Origin of the sequence: Bacillus sp. MMSF_3353 (assembly GCF_030733445.1) — a bacterium.
Taxonomy (GTDB): domain Bacteria; phylum Bacillota; class Bacilli; order Bacillales; family Bacillaceae_G; genus Bacillus_A; species Bacillus_A wiedmannii.
The window spans coordinates 101,388-120,861 of the sequence record NZ_JASHJA010000004.1 but is presented as its reverse complement, the minus strand read 5'-3'; the positions used below and the strand labels follow the sequence as shown (position 1 = coordinate 120,861).

General features: G+C 34.1%; 13 protein-coding genes. 9 read left to right on the top strand and 4 right to left on the bottom strand.

Annotated elements, in window-relative coordinates; translation table 11 throughout:
• Positions 1–77: 77 nt before the first annotated feature.
• The 3 genes from RBB48_RS11475 to RBB48_RS11465 form a co-directional block, all read right to left on the bottom strand.
• The gene (locus tag RBB48_RS11475) at positions 78–1,865 is read right to left on the bottom strand and encodes a helix-turn-helix transcriptional regulator (RefSeq protein WP_088064002.1); all 1,788 of its coding nucleotides are present in this window, start codon (positions 1,863–1,865) and stop codon (positions 78–80) included.
• 114 nt (positions 1,866–1,979) lie between these two features.
• On the bottom strand, positions 1,980–2,558 hold the full coding sequence (locus RBB48_RS11470) for a sensor domain-containing protein (RefSeq protein ID WP_098134406.1): 579 nt from the start codon (positions 2,556–2,558) through the stop codon (positions 1,980–1,982).
• 353 nt (positions 2,559–2,911) lie between these two features.
• Positions 2,912–4,237 (bottom strand): erythromycin esterase family protein, encoded by a 1,326-nt coding sequence (locus RBB48_RS11465; RefSeq protein WP_306007665.1) that lies wholly within the window; start codon positions 4,235–4,237, stop codon positions 2,912–2,914.
• A gap of 359 nt (positions 4,238–4,596) precedes the next feature.
• Between RBB48_RS11465 and RBB48_RS11460 the strand changes: the two genes are divergently transcribed.
• Positions 4,597–5,478, top strand: a complete 882-nt coding sequence (locus RBB48_RS11460) for a CPBP family intramembrane glutamic endopeptidase (RefSeq protein WP_088063999.1) — start codon at positions 4,597–4,599, stop codon at positions 5,476–5,478.
• A gap of 743 nt (positions 5,479–6,221) precedes the next feature.
• On the opposite strand, the gene RBB48_RS31670 is transcribed toward RBB48_RS11460, so the two are convergent.
• Complete coding sequence (locus RBB48_RS31670; protein WP_371878384.1) at positions 6,222–6,398, bottom strand: hypothetical protein; 177 nt, start codon at positions 6,396–6,398, stop codon at positions 6,222–6,224.
• Positions 6,399–7,150: 752 nt separating this feature from the next.
• Between RBB48_RS31670 and RBB48_RS11455 the strand changes: the two genes are divergently transcribed.
• From RBB48_RS11455 to RBB48_RS11420, 8 genes are all read left to right on the top strand, one after another.
• Positions 7,151–8,380 carry a helix-turn-helix domain-containing protein gene (locus RBB48_RS11455; protein WP_147787874.1) on the top strand — a complete coding sequence of 410 codons (1,230 nt, stop codon included), beginning with the start codon at positions 7,151–7,153 and terminating at the stop codon, positions 8,378–8,380.
• 1,355 nt (positions 8,381–9,735) lie between these two features.
• The gene (hblC, locus tag RBB48_RS11450) at positions 9,736–11,055 is read left to right on the top strand and encodes a hemolytic enterotoxin HBL lytic component L2 (RefSeq protein ID WP_088064481.1); all 1,320 of its coding nucleotides are present in this window, start codon (positions 9,736–9,738) and stop codon (positions 11,053–11,055) included.
• 62 nt (positions 11,056–11,117) lie between these two features.
• Positions 11,118–12,338 (top strand): hemolytic enterotoxin HBL lytic component L1, encoded by a 1,221-nt coding sequence (gene hblD / locus RBB48_RS11445; RefSeq protein WP_002128070.1) that lies wholly within the window; start codon positions 11,118–11,120, stop codon positions 12,336–12,338.
• Positions 12,339–12,374: 36 nt separating this feature from the next.
• Positions 12,375–13,502 (top strand): hemolysin BL binding component B, encoded by a 1,128-nt coding sequence (gene hblA, locus RBB48_RS11440; protein WP_000591974.1) that lies wholly within the window; start codon positions 12,375–12,377, stop codon positions 13,500–13,502.
• A 325-nt stretch (positions 13,503–13,827) separates the two neighbouring features.
• Positions 13,828–15,225, top strand: coding sequence for a hemolysin BL regulatory component HblB (hblB, locus tag RBB48_RS11435; RefSeq protein ID WP_306007664.1), 1,398 nt, complete (start codon positions 13,828–13,830; stop codon positions 15,223–15,225).
• 411 nt (positions 15,226–15,636) lie between these two features.
• Positions 15,637–17,184 (top strand): spore germination protein, encoded by a 1,548-nt coding sequence (locus RBB48_RS11430; protein WP_044444144.1) that lies wholly within the window; start codon positions 15,637–15,639, stop codon positions 17,182–17,184.
• A 4-nt stretch (positions 17,185–17,188) separates the two neighbouring features.
• Positions 17,189–18,292 carry a GerAB/ArcD/ProY family transporter gene (locus tag RBB48_RS11425; protein ID WP_088609324.1) on the top strand — a complete coding sequence of 368 codons (1,104 nt, stop codon included), beginning with the start codon at positions 17,189–17,191 and terminating at the stop codon, positions 18,290–18,292.
• Complete coding sequence (locus RBB48_RS11420) at positions 18,289–19,392, top strand: Ger(x)C family spore germination protein (protein ID WP_044444146.1); 1,104 nt, start codon at positions 18,289–18,291, stop codon at positions 19,390–19,392. The genes RBB48_RS11425 and RBB48_RS11420 overlap by 4 nt, the downstream gene beginning before the upstream one ends.
• Positions 19,393–19,474: the final 82 nt, after the last annotated feature.

Here is a 19,474-nt window from a genome sequence, read left to right as displayed (position 1 = left end):
TAACATTTACTTATACGATAACGGGCCTTATTTACTCTGTTACAGTTGCTCATTTTTATACACCGCGAAACATTTTGTTATTCAATAATTCCAATTTCTAGAGCCTTTTGAACAGCTTCTTCTTTGTTACGGACTCCTAGCTTTGTATAAGCTGTGGAAGCATAATTTCTGACCGTACCACTCGATAAATATAACCTTGATGCTATGGTAGTGTATCGAAGGCCTTTTGCTACTAGCTGCAATATTTCTATCTCCCTAGCTGTTAGCTCATAAGCGGTTGCTTTTGATTGTGGTGTCTCTTTTTGCACATCAAACTTCTCAAATATTTTGTGAGACATTCCCTGGTCAATTAGTGTCCCACCTTTGTGAATAAGACGTATCGTATTAGCTAGCTCCAACGTTTCAATAGATTTAAGTAAGAAACCATCCGCACCGTTGCGAAGCGATTCTAACGCCTGTTCGGTATCCTGAAACGTTGTAAAGATCAATACGCGGATATGTGGCCATTGTTGCTTAATCTTTTTGGTTGCTTCGACTCCATCCATGTGCTGCATATCTAAATCCATAAGTATAACATGGGGTTGAAGGCGCCCACACAAATCGATGGCTTGATTGCCATCCTCAGCCAAACCGACTACATTTAAATCTTCATATCTATCGAGTAGTGTCCTCAAACTTTCTCGAACAAATGGCTGATCGTCTACAATTAATAAACGAATAAGTCCATCTTTTATTTCAGTTTGTCGTGGTATGGTACATGTAACAAGCATTCCTTCCTCTGGCTTTGTATATACAGACAATTGACCTTGCAAGTTCATTGCCCGTTCTTTCATCGCATTCATACCGAAGCCTTCCTGCCATTCTACATTTCCTTTTCCATTATCTTGAACTTCTAATCTCGTATATTGTTGTTCAAACTGCAATGAAACTATAATTTCAGTTCCCTGTCCATGACGTACTGCATTCGTAAGGGACTCTTGTAAGCAACGAATGAAGGCTATCTTCGCTTGCCGAGACAATTCATATTCCTCTCCGAATATCCTAAAACTTACATTTACCTGAGCGTGCTCCTGAAATTCGGCTCCAAGATTTTGTAGAGATTGGATTAAGGAAGGCGATTGACACGGAGAATCCATTTGATGTAGGTAACCTCTCACGTCCTCGATGCTTTTCCGTCCCATTTCAAGCAGAGAATCTAGCCTCTGTATACCCATTTCAGTAGCAAGTTCGGTACGCAATGTTTCCATCCCCATAATAATAGAAGTATAAGCGTGACCAACTGTATCATGAAGCTCACTCGACAGTCTGTTCCGTTCTTCTGCCAGTGTAATGCGTTCAATCTGAGACATATATTGCTCAAGTACCGCGTTTTGTTTACGAATCGCTTCATTTTGCTTATGATTGACGATTAATAAATGGAAAGCGAAGCCCATTACATAAGCAAGTCCATAGTTGGTAACCATAATCCAATAGCTATTACTTGGCGCAACCGCATAGAAAATTCCAGTTGTTATAAAAACTGTTGTTGGAGCTGTCCAATAATAGGACAAATGCTGACTATTCGCAGCAATCAGAAAAACCGATATAAGAAATGTAACGTTAGCTCCCGGAAATAAAGAAGTTAAATATATACACAGTCCACCATATAGCAGTATTTCTGTGAACAAATAATATTTATAATTGAATAGTAAGGCTACCCATGGAACAGAGAAGGCAATAATTTCCCAAAGAATAATAATCCAAATTGGCAATGTTAAACTATCCTGAAAATCTAATGTGGTTATGGCGATAGAGACACTAACAAGTATACGGACTCCTAACATAATCCAATCGTACCAAAACCAATACTTAACCATATCTAACAAGTCATTTACCCCCTAAGTAGCCTACCTTTTTACTTCCTATATTATAAATTAATCCTTCATACATTGTTATACTTTTTAATTTTACACTGCAATTCTCTTACAGAAGGCAAACCTTTATTGATTTAGTTGCCGGATCATGCTACGTGTATAGCCCCCAATTTTCTTTGTTAAACCATCTACTATTCTAATACTTATGGCGGTAAATACTATACCCATAAACATTACAAAGAGTGACTTGGCAAACGTATCTATCTGTATGAATATGATATTCATTTCAATGTAGCGATACAGTAGTGGTGCTAACAGGAACATAAGTGGCATTACATAAAAAATGGTTGCACTAATGAGACTAAAAATGCCAATCGCAAATTTCTGCATTAACCAATAGACAGCAGACCAAGTGCGACGATCAGTAAGCACTAATTTCACCTGAGTCCAGTTCGATGTATCTATTGTTATACTTTTATCATAAGAGTCTGTTGAAATATCTGTATAAATTTTCGTCTGTATGCGCTCGAATTGGATAAAAGGTGTAGTAGTCTGTAGTACACGTATAACTAGTGGAATCCCAATTACCGTAAATGAAAGGGTGAAACTGAATAGCAGAGCTATTAGATAAAAACAAAAATAAAACAATCCTGTAACGAAAGTTAGCAATAAAAAATAACCATTCTGGATGAATCTTGATTTCATAAAGTTCTCGCTCCTATCTATGTAATAACCGAATTGTACTGCTTTTTTTGTCATTCTCACTAGTGTAAAAGTGTCATATGACATTTCTAAATGATGCTAAAAAGGGGAGAGTAACCTACTTCTGGTTAAAAAAGATGCTTATATGAATCACCATAAAACAATCCCGTTCTTGCAGATGCAAGAAGGGATTGTTTTGTACTTTTATCCCGCTTTAATGGGCAGTAAGACCCCCACCTGAAAATGCAGCAAAAGCAAAGAATTTAGGTGGGGGATCAACTGCCCATAAAAGTCCGATTGGTTCAACTAATAATCAGTGGGGGATGAAGAAAATCCCCACTGATTAAAGTTTCACTTTATTTAATATGAGATGGACTTGTTTTTCGAATGTGAAAAATAATATCAAATTGCTCAAGCAATGACTTATCAAAGTATGCCAATTGGTTCGGTAAGAGTCGTGCCCCTATACTTAGTAATGGTCTTTTTGCTTTAACCCATTTCTCTGCCGGTCCTTTAAGGTGACGGTTATCCAATAAAAACATTTTATATGGTACTTTTCCGAGGGTATAATTGAAACTATTTACATCTTGTGGAATCGGATCTGTTATAATCTTATCTCCGGTGTCGTTGTATAAGGTGAAATTCCCCTCCGTAGTTGTACTGCCAATTGTGACATAATTATTGTCTAAACGTTCCTTCAAATTCTGCCCTGCAGCATAAGGGTATAATTCCTCATCGATAATTCCTTTAGCTATATGAATATTGTGTCCCCATACCATCGTTTTACCACCCAATGTCTCTTGTGACCACATTGCATGATCGGCCAAGTATTGCTCATGTAGCTTTAACATACTTGGATAGTCGTTAGGAATTAGCATTGTTGTATATTTCTCTATTGCACTTGCCGTTGCTTTCGCCCAGATGTACTCGGGTGAAGCCATTTCTGTGTTGGCTTGCCCATTCTCATCTTTTAGTAATTGGGCTACTCTCTCAGCGTTTGCTTTGAACTTTTCTTTTATTTCAGGAGCGAGGTCCATATATTCCTTTGTACTTCCATTAAAAGCCGACAATTCTTTATAATTTTCTTCTACTTCTGCCAGCAAATCTGGTCGATGCAGCCTTACATAATCAATTACTTTATTAAAGCAACCTTGGTCCATCTCCTTTAAGTCAAGCCCAATAAATTGTATCTTTTTTTTATTGGATGGATTAGCATTATAATCTTTCATCCACTCAATCATGGCTATAATTTCATCAGTAGGATATAAATAATTTAAAAATTCCCTAGGGTTTCCTTTTCCTGTTTGGATATATTCATTTAGTTTTAAGCCGTTTCCCCAATCTTCTTCCATTGTGAAATTTGTAAAACCCATCTCAGTAACCAAATATTTCACAAGGCGAAACTTCATAGTGAAAATTTCAGAGCTTCCATGAGTAGTCTCTCCTAATCCTACATATTGTGCGCTCCCAATCATTTTCTTAAGTGGTTTTAAATCCTCAAATTTTTTTGACGGCTCTATCGTTTTTAATGGGTAAGCCTGTGATTGTATGGATTTAACTATATTTTTTTGGATTGATTGATCTGAATTTTCGACTGCTACTGTTTGAGCCTTTCCTACTTCTACACATCCTGTGACTAATAAAGCTGTACTAACCATTGCAATTATTCTTTTCTTATTCATTTTTTCCACCTCAATTGAATTATTTGTAAAAGCAAGATTGATTCATGTACTTGCACGAATCAATTGCCTTAATTCAATTGTTATCTATCCCATATCATATTTTCTAGTTACATATTGTCATAAGGTTAATTGACACAGGTCATAGACTAATCATTACACTTTTGTACTATCGGCTATGACAACTTATAAATAATAATTACATTGATGAGTCGTAAGTAAGACTAGATTATAAATTGGGGAGGGATTTTAAAGATGAATGAATTTGTATACAAAAATATTTTTATTCTAAGTTGTGTCTGTGGAAATGACAAGAAGTATATTCGATAAACAAGTGAATTATAGGGGAAGGGCGGATTACAATGATATTACACGCAAAATCGTTCCACAATAAAGATAAAATCCAACGTGCTAAAGTAGGACTTCAACTTTTTCTGAGTATCTTAATCATTACTTCAATTATCCTAAATGTAGTAGTAATAATTACGAAAAGTATGCCGCTTATTGTGGTATATATGTTTACCCCAGCATTATCTTCAATTTTGACTCGCATAATACTGAAAGAAGGGTTTAAAGATGTATCTTTTAGTCTCGGTAACTTAAAGATATGGAAGGGGATTGGTTTTGCTCTGCTAATCCCTATGATTATTTGTGGAATTACTTATTCTATCGCCTGGTTGAGCGGAATTGCGGGGTTTCAGCATCCCGAAGGTGGTATGTTAGAACCGATCTACAATTTACTTGGGCTTCAGTATGTAACGGCACCATTCAGTTTCATTTATCTAGTAGTATTGAGCGGCATTTTCGGAAGTTTGCTTAACTTAATCCCAGTTTTGGGAGAAGAAATGGGTTGGCGAGGTTATATGCTCACAAGGCTAGTCGATGCAGAGTTTTCACGGCCTATCCTTATTAGTGGATTGATTTGGGCAACGTGGCATGTTCCAATAGTTATTGCTGGTCTATATGTAGAGGGACCATCTGTCGTTCTTTCAGTACTGGGCATCTATCTTTGTATTGTACCATTCGGTTATATTACAGCTTATTTACGACTTATCACAGGTAGCGTTTGGCCTTCGGTTATCATCCATACTACTTGGAATGCCATTATTCAAGGACCTTTCGCACGTGCAAGTACAGGGTATCAAACTGAGATTTGGATTGGAGAATCTGGCTTGATAACCGCTATTATTATCTTGATTACGGCAATAATTGTGTCTCGGATAATAAGATTTACTAAATATTGATTTTTCACATAAATTTTTAAAAAATGATTGTTAATCAGAAAAAACGGACTCTCAGATTGCTTTTTAAGGGTTTTTAACGGTCGTGTGAATGTCATATGTATCGATAAGGATTAAATTTCACACGATTGAAAACAGGGTGTTTAAACGTTGTTTTGTTTTTATTCGTAATTTTAAATCTGAAATACTGAAGCCAATGTAATACAATTTCATTGGCTTCAGTATTTTGATTCTTAACTAAAAATAGAGTGGAAAATTAAGGGTGTCATATATATTAATTAAAAGTAGCATACAAAGAATGCTTAAGTGACATTTCTTTTGTTATAGAATAAACAAATCCTGATATTGCAGTAACTATTATTTTGAGGTCAATTTACTGTGAAATAAGTGTCTAATGTCTACTATTAATTTGGATCTATGTGACTGCATCTCTTAATTAGGGGTGTTGTTTTTGTTAAGTAATAGCCATTGTACTTAGAAAATAAATAATATGTTTATGTGATGGAGTAATAAAGCTAGGTAGCATAAAGATTGATACTACAAAGATTAACAACATATAAAAAAATATTTATATGTTGTGTCACCGCTGCTATCCCTAATAATTTTTGAATCTATTTATTTCTTCCGCTTTTGCGGAAACTAAAACTAATGTTGCGACCAGTAATATAGTGCCAATTAGATAAAAATAGTTGGCACTATATCGTCAGTATTTTTAATATTCCATTCGCTTTTTGTGTTTTCTATTTTTATTTTTGTACTGATGATAAGACCTTTTCCTCAATTAGATCTTTAAATAACGTAGACCTATTTGGTGCTTGAATTTCTTCCAACGTGAATTTTCCGAAGCACAGTGGTTCAGAAATAGCTTTATCATTTTCATCTGCTGTTAAATTTTCGACTTCTTTATTATCTTTGTCAAAAATTTGGAATACAGCAGTTTATCAGTTTTATATTCGAATTTGCAGCATCCACTTTTTTAATCTCAGTTTGTCCAAGTGATTGAATTTTTGGCTGTTAGTTCTTACTGTGATACAGTATCTCCTTGGACTTTCACTGTATTTTTAATCTTTTTTCCAGCTTGTCCCTCGCATGGAGTACCATTGTATGCCACTCTGTATGTGTCACATCCCAAAATTCTTCGTTTTCTTTTCCTACATTAAATTTACTTTTGTCTGTATCGAATTGTATCTGTCACTGTTTAGCCTACTATTTGTAATGTACCTGGGGCATATTCTAGTTCGTCTGGCAATGTATCCGCAAAGGCTAGATTTTTCGCAGGATTAGCAAGAAGCTATTACTTACTAGAGTTGTATACTCCAATCATCCCTTGTTTCTGTATTTTGTAGGTTCTTCACTGTTTTCCCAAGTTCTATGATTAGATCTTGGAGAATTAAGAAACGACCTCAGCTCATTTCATTGTCGTTTAGAAAATTATAAGAAAAGAATCTATTTCTTTCACACTTTTCCTAACTACTCTGATATTTAGATGCTACTTACAAATAAATAATATATGATTTTCATAAAAAAAATATAGTAATATTTTGTCGTGAATTGTACTAATTTGATATTTTATAGTAATATTTTGTCTTGAGTTATACCTGACGGAAAATAATTTATGAATTTATACAGGAACGATGTAAAAATTTATCAGTAATCTAATTAAGAGGAGAAGGTAATGAATAATTCAATCGATATACAACACTTGTGTGATCTCGCACATAAAGCCTTTAATGTACCTGTTCACATTTTATCCACAGACAAAAAAATATTATATCATTCTAATTCTGAGGATATTTGTAGTCCTTTTTATTCTTCTAAAGAAGAATATCTTAGTGACATTTATCAAGAAAATGATCCCTATAATTTGCCCCTTTTCAGATGTAACAGTTATCTTGAAAATTTCATCCTAATTCATATAGAAAATCATGATTATATAAAAGGGACTATAATAATTGGCCCCACTATACATCCAAAGGGATCGGATGATGTAACCTTTAAACTTCGAAAAGAATTTAACTCAAATGATAATATTCAAGAAAGACTAACCTATTTTCAATCCCTACCTGAGGTTAAAAAAACTTCTTTAATTGATATGGGAATTTTATTGCATTACATGATTTTCAATGAAAAGTTAGATGTTGATATTGTGGTAGAAAAAAATAAAGTGTTAGAGGAAGTTCCCTATAAAATTGTGAAACCTGATCTATATATTTTAAAACGTCAACAAAATAAACCAAAAACTCACAACATGGCATTAGTACATAATTATTTTTCAGCAATCAAAGAGGGAAATAAAAAGAAGTTGTTGCAATATATGTATGCAGTTTCGCAGGAAGATACGGAATTAATTTTAACAGCGGATCCACTCAGAAACCAAAAAAACCATGGGATTATTGCGATTACTTTAGCAACTCGATATGCGATAGAAGGTAATCTCCCACCAGACATTGCTTTTGCTCTTAGTATTTTGTATATCCAAACCATGGAACAACTAGAGAACGTGGACTCTGTAAGGCGATTGTCAGGAGATGCTTTACGTACTTTTGCAGATCGGGTGAAAGAATTCAATGCGCAAAAATTTTCAAATGCGGTTACTACATGTATGAATCATATTAGTAAAAATGTTTACGATGGAATATCTCTCAATGAACTCGCTAATCATTTGGATATTACCCCTACTTATTTATCTAAATTATTTAAAAAAGAAGTGGGGATTCCTTTAAGTGAATTTATTCAAAGGGAACGAGTGGAAGAAGCAAAAAAATTATTAACACTCACTACATATCCACTATCAGATATTTGTGCCTGGCTTAATTTTAACGACCAAAGTTATTTTACAAGGGTTTTCAAAAAAACAACTAACATGACACCTAGACAGTATCGTGAAAAATATACCGTAATATAAGCTTAGTATCAGTTTTTTGTGAAAAAACTTTAATATACGCGCAAGTAAATCTAAAACTTGAGCATACTGTTTCTTTTACTCTAGAAAGGGTATGTGATTGATCTAGAAAAGGAATATGTATTCAAATAGATCTTGAAGAGTCCATGAAACATTTAGTGAAGCCAAAGGACAAGGGTAAGATTTATAACATGTTGTTAATTTTAAAGAGTACACTATCCGTTATTTTTCTAAGGAGACAAAAAAACAGAAGGCCGCCAAGGTTCTTTTCGAGAAAGCTTTGCGGCTTTTTTTATATTTTAAAACCCATGGTTATAACGAGGAATAAGTTTATAGATTAATATCTTCATGTTAAGTATTTAATAATGGTGATATTAGGGACTATTACATAAAGTTTAACAATATAACATATATCACTTGATATATCTATAGTATATGCAATTATACATAACCAAATAAAGGGGAAAAAGTATAAAAAAACCTATTAAATTATTCTATAAGTATTTTTTAAAAAATAAAATTGCTTGGTTGAGCTAAAATGGTTATTTACTAACCGTATACACTTTAATTTGTAATCATTACAATTACAGAGCTGTAATTCCTAATTAATTATATTGGTATAATTAATTAGACTCGTATTTTTACTTAATAGTTAAATTATCGAGCTCAATCGACAAAATTTTGCTATTTACGCATTGGAAATTTAATGTTTTAATGAACAACATAACTGGTATGACCACACAGAAGGGAGAAGAGCAAGCTAATAGAGATAGAGGTTATTAAATTTGCAAGTAACATTATGTTGTGAATAATTTTCTTAATAATCAGTTTATTTTTAAGGTATTTAGAATCTCAAAAGTAGTATTTTTGTAAAAATGGGTTTTAAGTTTCTACATAGCAAAAGTGAATTTATTCCGCAATAAAAGTATAAGCAATGTACAGTATAATTTCATCTTTTGTAGTCTTGTAAGGCTATTGCTGACAAAACTAAAAACCATATTATGAAATTGATATTAAAAAAAGGTCATGACAGGATTAACTCTAGAAGCAATGGTTATCTATCTTCACGGATCTGTAAGTTAAACAGCAGCTCTAAGGGGGAAATAATATTTTACTACTTATTGGGCAGCTAATTCAAATATAGCTGATGAATTTTTATCGTTTACTATTTGAAAAATAGAGTATCTAAATGAGAGGGAAGTAAAATCCTTAGATCCTCTTAGAAGTAAATAATAACGATAACACCCTATCCGAAAGACTTCCCATTCCCCATGCGTGTGCAAGGAGAGAGCCTAGCGCTAGGGCGTACAAGTTATATGAATCAAGTTATAAAAAACAATGGTAAAGGAGTGTACGGAATGAAAAATAAAATAATGACAGGATTTTTAATAACATCCATTGTAACTGGAGCAACTATTCCTATCAATACTCTCGCAGCACCAATCGTTCAAGCAGAAACTCAACAGGAAAGCATGGATATTTCTTCATCATTACGAAAATTAGGTGCGCAATCTAAATTAATCCAAACGTATATTGATCAATCTTTAATGAGTCCTAATGTACAGCTAGAGGAAGTCCCAGCTTTAAATACCAATCAATTCCTAATTAAACAAGATATGAAGGAATGGTCATCGGAACTCTATCCACAGTTAATTCTATTAAATTCAAAAAGTAAAGGATTTGTAACGAAATTTAATAGCTATTACCCGACATTAAAATCGTATGTAGACAATAAAGAAGATAGAGAAGGGTTTTCGGATAGACTTGAAGTTCTTCAAGAAATGGCTATGACGAATCAAGAAAATGCGCAACGACAAATTAATGAATTAACAGATCTTAAATTACAGCTTGATAAAAAATTAAAAGATTTCGATACTAATGTGGCAACTGCGCAAGGCATATTAGGTACAGATGGAACAGGAAAAATAGATCAGTTAAAAAATGAAATATTAAATACCAAAAAAGCAATTCAAAATGATTTACAACAAATTGCATTAATACCAGGAGCTTTAAATGAGCAGGGATTTGCTATATTCAAAGAAGTTTATAGTCTTTCAAAAGAAATTATTGAACCGGCTGCTCAAGCAGGGATGGCAGCGTATAACAAAGGAAAAGAAATTAACAACTCTATTCTAGAAGCGGAGAAAAAAGCGGCGCAAGAAGCGACAGAACAAGGTAAAACTGCTCTAGAGATTGAATCGGCCAAAAAAGCAGCTCGTGAAGCAATTGAGAAAAGCAAACAAGGTGAAATAGCTGCAGCTGCAGCCGCAAAAACGCAAGAATATGACCTGATGAAAGCCATTGATACTGAAAAGATTAAGAAAACATTTGGTGTCTTCGCAGAAGTAAATAAACTAACAGCAGAGCAGCGAGCATATTTAGATGACTTAGAGAAACAAAACCAAAAAATATATGATTTAACAACGAAACTATCAATAGCAGATTTACAAAAATCAATGCTTCTTCTTTCACAAAATGATTTGCATACGTTTGCAAACCAAGTAGATGTAGAACTTGACCTACTAAAGCGCTATAAAGAAGATTTGGATCTAATAAAAAATAACATTACAAAATTATCTACTAATGTTGATGCAACTAACGAGCAGTCTCAAAAAGATACATTAAGACAATTAAAAAATGTAATAAGTTACCTTGAAGAACAGGTATATAAATTTTGATATTACGTTTTTCAAAAAAACTATAAAGATTATAAGAATCTAGCGAAAGAAGGAGAATAGTTATGAAAAAATTCCCATTCAAAGTGCTAACTTTAGCCACTCTGGCAACGGTTATAACTGCTACTACTGGTAACACTATTCATGCATTTGCACAAGAAACGACCGCTCAAGAACAAAAAGTAGGCAATTATGCTTTAGGTCCCGAGGGACTGAAGAAAGCATTGGCTGAAACAGGGTCTCATATTCTTGTAATGGATTTGTACGCAAAAACAATGATTAAGCAACCGAATGTAAATTTATCTAATATCGATTTAGGATCAGAAGGAGGGGAGTTGCTCAAAAATATTCACCTTAATCAAGAACTGTCACGAATCAATGCGAATTATTGGTTAGATAAAGCGAAGCCACAGATTCAAAAAACAGCTCGTAATATTGTAAATTACGATGAACAATTTCAAAATTATTACGACACTTTAGTAGATACTGTACAAAAGAAAGATAAGGCAGGTCTAAAAGAGGGCATAAGTGATTTAATTACCACAATTAATACAAATTCAAAAGAGGTTACAGATGTAATTAAGATGCTACAAGACTTCAAAGGGAAACTATATCAAAATTCTACAGATTTTAAAAATAATGTTGGTGGTCCAGATGGCAAAGGTGGATTAACTGCAATATTAGCAGGTCAACAGGCAACGATTCCGCAACTTCAAGCTGAAATTGAGCAACTTCGTTCTACTCAGAAAAAACATTTTGATGATGTATTAGCATGGTCAATTGGTGGTGGATTGGGAGCAGCTATTTTAGTTATTGCAGCTATTGGAGGAGCAGTTGTAATTGTTGTAACTGGTGGTACAGCAACACCAGCTGTTGTTGGTGGACTTTCAGCTCTTGGAGCAGCTGGTATCGGTCTAGGAACTGCGGCGGGTGTCACGGCATCTAAGCATATGGACTCCTATAACGAAATTTCTAACAAAATCGGAGAATTAAGTATGAAAGCAGATCGTGCTAATCAAGCAGTTCTTTCGCTTACTAACGCGAAAGAAACATTGGCATATCTATATCAGACTGTAGATCAAGCGATCTTGTCTCTAACAAATATTCAAAAGCAATGGAATACAATGGGCGCAAATTATACAGATTTACTGGATAATATCGATTCTATGCAAGACCACAAATTCTCTTTAATACCGGATGATTTAAAAGCTGCTAAAGAAAGTTGGAATGATATTCATAAAGATGCAGAATTCATTTCAAAAGATATTGCTTTTAAACAGGAATAGAACTGAAAATTAAAACCTAAATTGGAGGAAAATGAAATGATAAAAAAAATCCCTTACAAATTACTCGCTGTATCGACGTTATTAACTATTACAACCGCTAATGTAGTTTCACCAGTAACAACTTTTGCAAGTGAAATTGAACAAACGAACAATGGAGATACGGCTCTTTCTGCAAATGAAGCGAGAATGAAAGAGACCTTGCAAAAGGCCGGTTTATTTGCAAAATCTATGAATGCCTATTCTTATATGTTAATTAAAAATCCAGATGTGAACTTTGAAGGAATTACTATTAATGGATATGTGGATTTACCTGGTAGAATTGTACAAGATCAAAAGAATGCAAGAGCTCATGCTGTTACTTGGGATACAAAAGTAAAAAAACAGCTTTTAGATACATTGACTGGTATTGTTGAATATGATACAACATTTGACAATTATTATGAAACAATGGTAGAAGCGATTAATACAGGGGATGGAGAAACTTTAAAAGAAGGGATTACAGATTTACGAGGTGAAATTCAACAAAATCAAAAGGTTGCACAACAACTAATAGAAGAATTAACTAAATTAAGAGACTCTATTGGACAAGATGTTAGAGCATTTGGAAGCAATAAAGATCTCTTGCAGTCGATTTTAAAAAACCAAGGTGCAGATGTTGAAGCCGATCAAAAGCGTCTAGAAGAAGTATTAGGATCAGTAAACTATTATAAACAATTAGAATCTGATGGGTTTAATGTAATGAAGGGTGCTATTTTGGGTCTACCGATAATTGGCGGTATTATAGTAGGAGTAGCAAGAGATAATTTAGGTAAGTTAGAGCCTTTATTAGCAGAATTACGTCAGACCGTGGATTATAAAGTAACATTAAATCGTGTAGTTGGAGTTGCTTATAGTAATATTAATGAAATGCACAAGGCACTTGATGATGCTATTAACGCTCTTACTTATATGTCCACGCAGTGGCATGATTTAGATTCTCAATATTCGGGCGTTCTAGGGCATATTGAGAATGCAGCTCAAAAAGCGGATCAAAATAAATTTAAATTCTTAAAACCTAATTTAAATGCAGCGAAAGACAGTTGGAAAACATTAAGAACAGATGCTGTTACATTAAAAGAAGGGATAAAGGAATTAAAAGTGGAAACTGTTACTCCACAAAAATAGGGAAATATTAATTCTGTTGCAAAGTGAACCATAACATAGAGAGTCTATGATTACACTGTTAAACAGTAAAGCGATAATTAATAAATCCTTATATATTAAAAAGGCGGAGTCTCATTAAAGACTTCGCCTTTCACTTATATATAAGTTTTATCCAAATAAAAAGATAGCCATGTAGTTTGCTTGTTTTTAAAAATTTGTAACAGAATCGATTAATAGGGGACAGTTTATATAGATTCGCTTAATAATATCGAATCTATGCAACTACATCGTCTTTTAATAAGAATAGGACTTGAAATCATACTCTATACAGGAGGAATAAGAAAAGATGAAAAAAAAACCTTATAAAATACTGGCTGTATCAGCATTTTTAATTATGACAACTACCTATGCAGTCACACCAGTAGCAACCTTTGCAATTGAAACTGAACAAACGAACACTGAAGATATGTCTCTTTCAGCAAATGAAGAAAAGATGAAAAAAACTGTACAAGATGCTGGGTTATTTGCAAAAGCTATGAATGAATATTCTTATTTGCTAATTAATAATCCGGATGTGAGTTTTGAAGGAATTTCTATTAATGGGTATGCAGATTTACCTAGTAAAATTGTACAGGATCAAAAGAATGCAAGAGCACATGCTGTTACATGGAATACAAAAGTAAAAAAACAGCTTTTAGATACATTGACCGGCATTATTGAATACGATACAAAGTTTGAAAATTATTATGAAACATTAGTAGAGGCGATCAACAATGGAAATGGGGATACTTTAAAAAAGGGGATTACTGATTTAAGGGGGGGAATTCAACGAAACCAGAAGTCTGCAAAAGTATTAATAGAAGAATTAACTAAATTTAAAAACGCTATTGGAGAAGATGTTAGAGTATTTGGAAGCCATAAAGAGACCTTGCAATCGATTTTAAAAAACCAAGGAGCTGATGTGGAGACTGATCAAAAGCGTTTAGATGAAGTTTTAGGACAAGTAAACTATTATAAGAAATTAGAATCTGATGGATTAATAATGGTGAAAATACCTTTTATCCCCACGCTTATTTCTGGTGGCATAATGATAGGTACTGCTAGAGATAATTTAGGTCGATTAGAGCCTGCTTTAGCAGAATTACGTAAAACTGTTGATTATAAAATTACATTAAATCGTGTAGTCGGAGTTGCATTTCATAATATTAGTGATATGCATAGTACGATTGATAGTGCTATTACTGCTCTTACTTATATGTCCACACAATGGGATGATTTAGACTCTCAATATTCGGGCGTACTGGGGCATATTGATAAAGCTGATGAAAAAGCTGATCAAAATAGATATAAATTTTTAAAGCCTAACTTGAATTCAGCTAAAGATAGTTGGAAAACATTAAGAACAGATGTTGTCACATTACTAGAAGGCATAAAAATTGCAGAGAAGAAAGAACAGGATTTTATGAATCTACTTCGTCCATCAAACGTTTTTTACTTTTATAAAAAAATCCATAACGCATACACTTTTGAAATAAAGACTGGAACAAATGCACCAAATGCGTCTTATAAAGTTATGAATTTAACTAAAAACACTGTTCATCATATGTGGAGTGGAGGTGCTAATACAAGCATGTGGGCTGACTGGCTTTCATTCAATCCAAATGATGAATTTGCGGTGGTAGCAGTAGTGGATGGGAAAGAATATGTTGTGTATAAAGACAAAGTAGAAAATATAATGAACTGAACCCAAAAAATGCATTAATTGGGGATGGTACACATCGCTATCAAGCTAAGAAAAACAAATACCCCCAGAACGAAATTTTGTGCTAACTTTTAACAGAAAAGCTCATTTTTTCGTTTTGGGGTGAATCTATTTTCTTAAGTTGATGGGCATGGGGGGTATCTCAAAATCTTAGCTTGATGGGCACGTGGCGGTACCCCACATCCATCAACTTAAGGATTTACACTATTCTTGAAGTTAAAAGCAGGTTACTATTTTCTTATGTTAATGAGAATTGCAACCTGCCTTTATGAAATATGCACCAAAAACTTTATAGTAATAAGTCTGGCGTTATCTCTCTAATTATTAGGATATTTTTTCTTCATATATGCATACTAAACATACTATAGAAGGTGCATAGAAGGTGAGGAAGCCATGACTAAATTTCTGAAATGGTTAAAATATAGAGAAAATCCTAAATCATGTTCAATACGAGACGATACTCCTGTTCCCCAAAAAAATATAGAAGACTCTCTCTTAGAAGCTAGTTTATCGAAGAATATAGCTGAGCTTCAGAATGTATTTCATCAATCACCTGATCTAGTGATTCGACGGTTTCAAATGACAGAAGCTGGACTAGAAGCCGCTTTAGTATATTTGTCTGGATTAACAGATAAAGAATTGATTCAAAATCATGTTCTAAGTCCTTTGATGAATAGTGATTTTGATACCAATACAGAACTTCCCATTACATTAGGACAAATTAAAATTATTAATACGTGGAGTCAGAGTGAAAATGCTATTTTAGAAGGGGATAGTGTTTTATTAATTCACGGTCGAACTACAGCGTATCAATTGGACACAAAAGGATGGCCGCAAAGAAGTATTGAAGATGCTCATAACGAAATATCTCTAAAAGGTGGGCATCAAGGATTTGTAGAAACCGGAGCTCAAAATATCACAATGATTCGAAGGTATATTCCACATCGCCAATTAATGATAAAAGAGATAACAATTGGTTTACGAAGCAAAACAAAGATTTCTATTTTATATTTAAAAGATGTAACTTCTGAGGATGTGCTAAAGGAATTAGAAACACGGATTCAAAGTATAACAGTTGATGCTGTTACTAGTACAGGTGAACTTATTGAATTCATTGAAGATAACCCGTACTCACCATTTCCACAATTTATGTTAACAGAAAGACCTGATTTAGCCGTATCGCACATTCTACAGGGCAGATTTGTGACTGTAGTGGATCATTCGCCAAATGTATTAATTGCTCCAACAAATTTCATCTCTTTTTTTCAAGGGGTGGATGATTACGGTACAAGATGGCTAGTTGCTTCGTTTATTCGTATACTTCGTTTTATCGCCTTTTTGGTTGCTCTATTTTTGCCAGCGAGTTATGTTGCGTTTATTTCCTTTAATTTCGAAGTTATTCCTGTAGAGCTTTATTTATCTATTGCAGAGTCAAGAACAAGCGTACCTTTTGCTCCAGTAATGGAAGCATTACTTATGGAAATAACGCTGGAAATGATGAGAGAAGGGGCCTTACGCCTGCCTACCCCGATTGGTCAGACAGTTGGAATGGTAGGAGGTATTATCATTGGACAAGCAGCTGTTCAGGCCGGAATTGTAAGTAACATTATGATTATTGTTGTTGCTGTTACAGCCATCTCTTCTTTTATTATCCCTAACTATGATATGGGATCTGCAGTTAGACTTTTACGATTCCCCATGATGATCTTAGCTGCATTATTTGGAATTGTAGGACTGGTTATCGGGTGGATGACATTAATTGGACATCTTATCAGTCTTGAATCGCTAGGAACTCCTTATGGAACACCGTTAGCACCGTTTCGCTTTGCAGATATGAAAGATACTTTTATACGCTTTCCTTTATGGGCAATCAGAAGGCGTCCTAAGGGTACAGGAGCTATTCAATCTATTCGACAAGGTAAGAATCATAACAAAAGGTGAAATTATGAAAAAATATGCCTATAATGACATCACTCTTATTCAGTATATTGTTTTAATCAATGGAATGCAGGTCGGCACTGGCGTTCTATCTCTTCCACGTGTGCTTGCAGAAAAAGCTGGAACAGATGGATGGATAGCTATATTGATTGGCTGGATATTCTCCACAATATCAGGTGTTTTTATTGTGAAAACAGCTGCAAAATATCCCGAGGACACACTTTACGAAATTCTTATACGATTTTTCGGGAAAATAATAGGGAAAACACTTGTTGTTATTTACATGATGTACTTCGCTTTTTATTCTTGTACTGTTCTTGTGAACGCTATGCTTTATCTTAAGGGATGGCTTCTTCCAAAAACGCCTGATTATCTAGTTATCTTTTTGTTTTCGATTCCTACCTTTCTTGTCGCACGTAACGGCCCTCGTATTATAGGGCGGTACTCCGAACTTACTTTTTATATGTTGCTTTGGATTCCGTTATTTTTTTTGGTACCTCTTAAAGAGAACGGAAGTTGGATGCCATTCTTTCCGCTCTTAAAAGAGGGGTGGAAGCCTATATTAACGGCTGTGCCGACCACTATCTATGCTTATTTAGGATTTGACATTGCGTTCTTTTTATATCCCTTTTTACGAAAAAAACAGTATGCAGTCCATGGAATGGTTATTGCAAACACTTTAACGATGTTATTTTATTTATTCGCTACTATTGTTTGCTTTGCCTATTTTAGCCCTGATAGCATTACGCAATTTAACCAACCGGTACTAAATTTACTTAAAGTAATTGAATTTCGGTTTTTAGAACGTTTTGACATGATTTTATTGGCTACTTACTTGCCCGTTGTTTCTACATGCTGGATTCCTGCAATATTCTGTTCTGTATTTTGTTCAAGCCGATTACTTGGGAAACAAGATCACAGCTCTCATGTAGTTATTCTCTTATTACTCATTATCGGCTTCGTATTCTGGATTAGTCCTAGTTGGAATCAAGCCGAAACGGGACTACAGGTGTTATCGAATGCTGGGATTGGGTTAACCTATATATTACCTATCATTTTATGGATGTATGGCTGGCTATATGAGAAGTCTCATTGGGGGAAGATACATTGAAAAGAAAAGTACTATGTTGTATTTTGTTATCGGTGTTCATGATGACTGGATGCTTTGATCAAACAAATATTGAAGATGTTTCCCTTACTCTTGTGCTTGGTATCGATTTAGATCGTAATAATAATCTATTGGTGTACATGTCAAGTCCTGTTTTTAATAAAGAAGCCAAGGTAAAAGAAGAAGTTACGGGTGTGAAATCTGCTACGATTCGAAATTCTAGAGACAAATTTGATGCTACTGTTATGGCACTTACCTCGGGAAGTAAAACACAGGTGATTTTAGTTGGAAAACGGCTATTGAAACAAAAAAATTGGATGAAATATCTCGATCCATTTCAACGAGACCCCAAAAATACAGTTACTACAAGGGTTGTTGCTGTTGATGGACCTGTTTCGGACGTCATCTTTTATAACCCAAAAGATAAGCCGCGTCTTCCTCTATATTTAACAAAACTAGTTGATACAGCCTCTTTAAGAAATATCACAGTAAAAACAAATCTTCAAGAACTACATGAACAAATGGCAGACAAAGGGGTAACAGCGAATATTACTGAAATGAAAAAAACGAATAAAATATTTGTGGCAGGTACAGCTTTGTTAGATGAAAAAGGAAGGCATAAATTAACGCTAAAACCTGATGAAAACAAACTATTACGCATTTTGCAACAAGGAACTACAGGTGATTTTTCATTTACAATCCCAATTAAACTAAAGTCGGATAGCCAGGATAAAGATTGGATAAGCTTTGCTGCCTATAACATTAAAGTAAAGACAAAGGCAAGATATGATAATAAATTTATATTTAATACAGATATAAAGATGAAGGTCGGCATTACAGAACAGCTTTTTTCGTTCAATACAAGAAAGGATGGTGTAAAATTACAAAAGGCGATTGAAACTAAGCTGGAAGCTGATTTCAAGCAATTAATAAAGAAAATACAAACTGCCAATATTGATCCTATTGGGCTTGGGAGATATGCAAGAACTTACACATATCCAGAATGGAAAAAAGTCCAAAATAAATGGAATAATGAATTAGCAAAGGGCGATGTAAACGTCAAGGTAAATGTGAAAATTGGTGGGATGGGGACAATTAAGTAACAGGAGTTCAACTGAGTTTCGTACTAAATTTACAAGTATCTTCTATTTTAGAATGGGAATTTTCTTTAATAGGAGTACCCCC